General features: G+C 41.0%; 7 protein-coding genes. 4 read left to right on the top strand and 3 right to left on the bottom strand.

Annotated features, from left to right (window positions below; genetic code table 11):
* The 3 genes from PROCOU_RS15455 to PROCOU_RS15445 all read left to right on the top strand — a co-directional run.
* On the top strand, positions 1 to 502 hold a 502-nt coding region (locus PROCOU_RS15455), incomplete at its 5' end, for an LPXTG cell wall anchor domain-containing protein (protein WP_036074146.1).
* Positions 503 to 631: 129 nt separating this feature from the next.
* Positions 632 to 1,258, top strand: a complete 627-nt coding sequence (gene tmk, locus PROCOU_RS15450) for a dTMP kinase (protein WP_036074143.1) — start codon at positions 632 to 634, stop codon at positions 1,256 to 1,258.
* A 112-nt stretch (positions 1,259 to 1,370) separates the two neighbouring features.
* The gene (locus tag PROCOU_RS15445) at positions 1,371 to 1,700 is read left to right on the top strand and encodes a cyclic-di-AMP receptor (RefSeq protein ID WP_036074151.1); all 330 of its coding nucleotides are present in this window, start codon (positions 1,371 to 1,373) and stop codon (positions 1,698 to 1,700) included.
* A 30-nt stretch (positions 1,701 to 1,730) separates the two neighbouring features.
* On the opposite strand, the gene PROCOU_RS15440 is transcribed toward PROCOU_RS15445, so the two are convergent.
* Positions 1,731 to 3,350 (bottom strand): PucR family transcriptional regulator, encoded by a 1,620-nt coding sequence (locus tag PROCOU_RS15440; RefSeq protein ID WP_036074140.1) that lies wholly within the window; start codon positions 3,348 to 3,350, stop codon positions 1,731 to 1,733.
* A gap of 310 nt (positions 3,351 to 3,660) precedes the next feature.
* Between PROCOU_RS15440 and PROCOU_RS15435 the strand changes: the two genes are divergently transcribed.
* The gene (locus PROCOU_RS15435) at positions 3,661 to 4,872 is read left to right on the top strand and encodes a pyridoxal-phosphate-dependent aminotransferase family protein (protein WP_036074137.1); all 1,212 of its coding nucleotides are present in this window, start codon (positions 3,661 to 3,663) and stop codon (positions 4,870 to 4,872) included.
* A gap of 170 nt (positions 4,873 to 5,042) precedes the next feature.
* Here the strand turns inward: PROCOU_RS15435 and PROCOU_RS16855 are convergent, their stop codons facing one another.
* Both PROCOU_RS16855 and PROCOU_RS15425 read right to left on the bottom strand, forming a co-directional pair.
* Positions 5,043 to 5,405, bottom strand: coding sequence for a DUF1700 domain-containing protein (locus tag PROCOU_RS16855; RefSeq protein ID WP_051994457.1), 363 nt, complete (start codon positions 5,403 to 5,405; stop codon positions 5,043 to 5,045).
* A complete protein-coding gene (locus tag PROCOU_RS15425; protein WP_036074135.1) occupies positions 5,392 to 5,727 on the bottom strand; it encodes a PadR family transcriptional regulator in 336 nt (111 codons plus the stop codon). Before PROCOU_RS15425 ends, PROCOU_RS16855 begins: the two co-directional genes overlap by 14 nt.
* Between the last annotated feature and the right edge of the window lie 337 nt (positions 5,728 to 6,064).

The following is a 6,064-nucleotide window of genomic DNA, read 5'->3' as shown; positions in this document are numbered from 1 at the left end:
CGTCCAAACGGTCCAAATCGATGTGACGGCGGAAATGGCGATGCTTGAAGCGGAGAACTTGATTGTGATGCAAGGCGTGACGGAAGATAACGTTGGCTGGTTAGAAAATGCCCATGCCCAAGATACCGTTGATGGCGACATCACCGATAAAATCACGTATGACGCGAGCCAAGCAGACCTGACAACAGCAGGCAATTACCCAGTTACGTACAGCGTGACCAATAGCAATAACAAAACAACCACAACGACTGTAAACCTGCAAGTTATTGCACCGCAGCCAGTACCAGCGCAACCAGAAATCAAACAACCAGAAATCAAACAACCAGAACCAAAGCAGCCAGAAATCAAACAACCAGAGCCACAGCAACAAGAAGTAAAACAACCAAGTATCAAAAAAGCACTACCTAAAACGGGTGACACATTTAATATGTTGTACGCACTTCTCGGATCAGCATTCATCCTGATTGGAGCACTGTTACAAAGACGGCGCAAACAAGACTAAGCGTTTAATTAATAGAGGTAAGGAATCATATTTAGATTTCTTACCTCTATTTTCATATAAATATAAGCGTTTTACGCTAGTTCATGTTATGCTTAGAACTAAGAAATCGAATAAGGATGGTAACAAAAAATGAACGGTATTTTTATCACGCTAGAAGGTCCAGATGGATCAGGAAAAACAACGGTCGGTGCGCGTTTAGCAGAACGATTAGAAGAGACAGAAATCCAATTTATCAAAACGAGAGAACCCGGAGGTAGCAAAATTTCCGATGTTGTGCGCGAGATCTTCCTGAATGATCTTGATAGTAGAATGGACGCGAAAACTGAAGCCTTGCTGATTGCTGGTGCAAGACGCCAACACGTCGTAGAACTCATCCGCCCAGCGCTCAAAGAAGGGAAGTTAGTTTTGTGTGATCGTTTTATCGATAGTTCACTTGCCTATCAAGGTGTTGGTCGTGGTATTGGGATTGATGAAGTTTTGAAAATCAATCAATTTGCTGTGGAAACAACCATGCCAGATGTAACGTATTATTTAGACGTTCCAGCCGATGTTGGCTTGGCGCGAATCGCTGCTAATAAAGGCCGGGAAGTTAACCGTCTTGACATGGAAGATGTGACATTCCACAATAAGGTTCAAGTAGGCTATGAAACTGTACGTGATATGTTTCCAGAACGGATTGAAATTATTGATGCGACAAGAACAATCGATGAAATTGTGACAGATATTTTTGAGCGAATAAAAGCGCGATTAGGCTGACATCATTTGTTACCTATGTCAGTTAGACGCCCAGCACACGAGTTTTTATTAGTAAAGTTTTCTAGGGAATTCTGGTATAATAAAGAAAAACTCTATAAGGGGATGGAAAATGATGAAACTTATTTTTGCGATTGTTCAAGATCAGGATAGCAACCGCCTATCCGACGCTTTAACGGATGCCAATTTCCGTGCCACAAAACTAGCATCAACAGGTGGCTTTTTAAAAGCAGGAAATACAACCTTTATCATAGGTGTAGAGGACAAACAAGTCGATACCGCGCTTGAAATCATTAAAAATAACTGCAAAGCTCGCGAGCAAATTATGAGCCCGGCAGCATCACTTGGTGTGACGGTAGATACTTATGTACCATATCCGATTGAAGTCCAAGTTGGCGGTGCGACGGTATTTGTAATGCCAGTTGATCAGTTTCAGCAATTCTAAATTAGGAAAGGGTGAGCAGATATTTTCTGCTCACCCTTTTTTATCCGACAGTAACAATGCCAACCGTAGTTTCAGAGAAAAATCCGAATGCGTAATTGGGTGATCTAACAGTGCCGTACATTTCGCAATTCGATATTTTACCGTATTCCGGTGAATATAAAGTTGTTTTGCCGTCTCTGTAATCTCGCATTGGCAGCTTAAGTAGACTTGTAACGTCCGCCGTAATTCCAAGTGCATCTCATTTTGCGGATAAGCCAGCGTTTTTAATGTGAACAAGCAAAAATGTTGAATCTGTTCCACCGGGATAAACTGCATCAACTCCATAATACCCTTTGACTCATAAAAATGTACAAACGAATGATAGTGGTCCTTTTCACTTTGTCGGTATGTATCCACAGCCTCCATGTAAGAATAGTGAATGGAAGCAGTCTCATACACTTCATTTCCCGCTGCAAAGGAAATTGAAATTGGGAATAGGCGATCAAGTGCTGTCTGAATGGCAACTAATTTTGCCTTCAACTCTGCTTCTTGTTGTTGCAACAAGATGATAAACTTATCCTCCGTTGGGTGTGGAAATATTAGCGCATTCTCAAAATTTCGATGCAATTCTCGCTCCAGCCATTCATATGTTAAGGAGTAAATTTCCTCTTGTAAAGTCAAATTCTTCAAAGCCATGGAACTTTCATCAATTCCAGCCACTAAACACCGATAATAGTCTGATGGTAACAACCCGTAACCTTTCCCATAATCCAATAAATTTCGGGTGTATTCCGCGTCATCATCACCCTTTTGCAATAACTTCGTGAAAAACTTTCCACGCAATGTTCGGTTACCTTCAGCTAATTTCTGATTCTTATAAATCGTAAACGAGATAATCGTGTTGGCCTGCTCAATTGCGAGCTGTGAGAATGGATACGGAATTTGATCCGCCTTCAAAATCACCAGAAAATAAGGATAGTAAGTCGTCACTTTCACTGGGAATACTGAAATCAGTAATGTATCATCTTCCAGTAAAAACGTCATTTCACTCGTAAGTTCCGGCGTCTTTTTCAACTTTTCCTGAATATCATCTAGTGTTGTCGCATAGCTCGGCTGTTTAAAATGCTGCGTACTCGCTACAACCTCTAAAAAAGGATTAATCAAAACTACTGGTCGCTTCAAAATTCCACCTAAATTCTGAATAAGCGACTGAAGCGACGCGCCCTTAATCATCATTTTTGAAAACTTCTGCTGAATATCAATTGCATAATGAAATTTTTCTGTCTGATGATCCCAAATATAAGACAACAGCTGATGCGAAATCGTGCCCAGCGTCACCGTAAGCGGAATTCGTAAAATCGGAAAACCTAACCGGTTCGCCGTCTCAATTACCATTGGATCTAGCTTATCAATAAAACGCCCCAACTTAATTCCGAGACCCGCAGCTGGTAAACGATGCAAATCTTCAATCAATTTACAAAGTGCTTCCGGATCATTCTGAAAAGCCATCGCAGTCGTGAGCAAAAAAGTGTTTTTAGGTAGGTAGGCAACAATATCAGGCGTTTCCGAAATTTCAATCGTATCCACTGAATTGTCCAAATTAGCCTCCGCATTAATTACTTCTATATTAGAAAACCTTGGCGTTAGTAGCAGTTCGGACATCGTTGTCATAGAAAAACTCCTTTCATTGGCAAGCCGACAAGCATCGTACCAACCAAAGTGTTCTGTATCTCCTCAATTGTACTATATATCGAGCCCATTTGTCGTTAGAAAATATTGTTTACTATGTACAAAACGCCTCTATCTTTTCGTGCTAATTAACCAATGTTTCCCGTTTAGAATTATCTTAAAATAAAGACAGAAACATAGCTATTGTGGCGGTCGGTCAATGGAGAGTGTATGATTCATTCCCAAGTAATGTTGTGAATGAATATACATAAACGACCAACCGCTCTTTTTTATAACGGAGGAGGAACATAGTATGGTAAAAGAACTACAAGCATCGATTCGGACAATCATGACTCCTGGCCCAGTTGAAGCCGAACCGCGTGTATTAAGAGCAATGAGCACACCAATTCTAGGACAATATGATCCAGAATTCTTCGCAATGATGAACGACGTAACTAATCTTTTAAAAATGCCGTTTCAAACTGAAAACGAATGGGCGTTAGCTGTTGATGGAACAGCACGCGCAGGACTAGAAGCAGCCGTTTGTGGCATTATTGAACCAGGTGATAAAGTACTCGTGCCATCATTTGGTCGTTTTGGCTTTTTAATGGCAGAACTTGCTGGACGTGCTGGTGCGCAAGTCAAAATCGTTGAACAAGAGTGGGGCACTATTTTTGATCCTAAAACAGTTATTGACGAGATTAAAGCCTATAATCCGAAAATGCTTATCATGGTTCACGGCGAAACGTCTACAGGTCAAATGCAAGATTTGAAGGAAATCGGCTTATTTTGTAAAGAAAATGATGTCTTATTTATGGTCGATGCAGTAGCAACATTCACTGGTGCAGACTTTCAAACAGACGCTTGGGGTGTTGATATCGCTGTTGCAGGAACGCAAAAATGTCTCAGCGTTCCAACTGGAATGGCACCATTAACCTACAACGCAAAAGTCGAAAAAATCCTTTCGTCTCGTTACCAAATTGAATTAGGCTTAACAAAAGATGTTCGAAATGATCGATTCATTTCTAGTAATTACTTAGATCTCAGCCAAATTCAGCAATATTGGGGTCCCCAACATATTAATCACCATACAGAAATGACTTCGATGATTTATGCTCTTCGCGAAGGCTTACGAATTGTTCACGAAGAAGGTCTAGAGAATCGATTTGCTCGTCATCGTAAGCATGAAAAAGCGATGATGACTGGTTTAAATGCTATGGGTTTGACGCTTTTCGGCGACATGTCTAGCAAAATGCCAACTGTAACTTGTGTTAATATCCCGGAAGGTCTTGATGGAGAAGCAGTTCGGGCGACTTTACTTCATCATTATGGCGTTGAAATTGCGAGTTCATTCGGCGCTCTTGCCGGCAAGATTTGGCGTATCGGAAATATGGGATTCAGTAGCCGTAAAGAGAATGTTCTGCACACGCTAAATGCATTAGAGGCCTCCATTACTTTCCACGGTGGCAAAATTGCAAAAGGCGAAGCAGCACAGGCCGCATTGAAATTTTATAGTGAGAATTAAATATGAAGAGAAACCCTTGCTTGAGAGAGCGGGGGTTTTGCTTTGGATAATTAAACCATTTTCTCACCAGGAATTAGAAGAGAGTATGCTTATCAGGCGCTTTCAAAATAGTGAGGGCAAAAAATAGAAACGTAGATTGATTTTCTCGTAATCAGTCCACGTTTCTATTTTTAATCCAATGCATCTAAAAGCAACATCAAAATAATAAAACACATACCTGCAATCAACACGATTTTAAATGGAGATAAACCTTTGGAAGCAGGCTCTTCCGTTTTTATTTCCGAATGAGTTGGTATGGGTCTCTGAATAATGGGTGGCTGTTCTTGTTTAGGTACTGTCACATCACCATGCACATATTGCTCAATAATATCACTCGGATTACCCAGCAAGGCAATCGCCTCAGCCTCCGAAATCCCATTTTCCAAACTCACGGCAATATGTTCATCCAAATCCTTGATAATGCTATCACGCTCATCTGCAGGCAACGAACGAAGACCATGCTGTAATGTCTCGAAAAAATCAATTCTGTTCATGTGGATTTATCTCCTTTCTGAGTGCCGCGATGCTTGCTGTGAACGCATCCCACTCTTGTAACGTCTCTTTTAAAAAAATCCGACCTTGGTGCGTAATATGATAGTATTTCCGTTGCGGTCCAGTTGGAGATTCCACCGTATAGGTCGCGCAATAACCATCTTTTACAAGCCGACGCAAAAGTGGGTATAGCGTACTTTCCGTGATTGGTATATGTTTTTTTATTTGTTGCGTCAAATCGTAACCATAAAAATCATCCGTCTGCAAAATATAAAGCACACACATATCCAGCGCACCTTTTCGAAACTGCGTCGTTACGCTCATACTGACCTCCAATAAATCATAATTACTATAAGTATACCAGTAATGAACCAAAAATAAAACGAGTTTGGGACAAAACTCCAGACGAGATAAAAATCGCCCTACCCACTTTTGGGTAGGACGAAAATTTTGCTTCACACAAATCGAGCGAAAGCGTTTGTATTCCAGGGATTTCAGAAAGGATTGCATGCTCGCTTTGCTCTCATGTATATTGGGACTGTAACTCATTTTATTTCGAACAGTCCCAACAAAGCGGAGTGTACGACTGTACATGATGACTGAAAGCAGGGAGAGGGTAGTTTCCTCGACCATGCAAGAAGTTAAGCGTAGCAAGTATTGC

The organism is Listeria rocourtiae FSL F6-920, from assembly GCF_000525975.1.
GTDB lineage: Bacteria > Bacillota > Bacilli > Lactobacillales > Listeriaceae > Listeria_A > Listeria_A rocourtiae.
The sequence above is the reverse complement of the archived record's forward strand: the minus strand, read 5'-3'. Positions and strand labels throughout refer to the sequence as shown.

Coding starts and splice junctions, on each gene's coding strand:
- PROCOU_RS16855 (WP_051994457.1), bottom strand. CDS start 5,405: ATGAACAGAATTGATTTTTTCGAGACATTACAGCATGGTCTTCGTTCG.
- tmk (WP_036074143.1), top strand. CDS start 632: ATGAACGGTATTTTTATCACGCTAGAAGGTCCAGATGGATCAGGAAAA.
- PROCOU_RS15435 (WP_036074137.1), top strand. CDS start 3,661: ATGGTAAAAGAACTACAAGCATCGATTCGGACAATCATGACTCCTGGC.
- PROCOU_RS15440 (WP_036074140.1), bottom strand. CDS start 3,350: ATGACAACGATGTCCGAACTGCTACTAACGCCAAGGTTTTCTAATATA.
- PROCOU_RS15425 (WP_036074135.1), bottom strand. CDS start 5,727: ATGAGCGTAACGACGCAGTTTCGAAAAGGTGCGCTGGATATGTGTGTG.
- PROCOU_RS15445 (WP_036074151.1), top strand. CDS start 1,371: ATGAAACTTATTTTTGCGATTGTTCAAGATCAGGATAGCAACCGCCTA.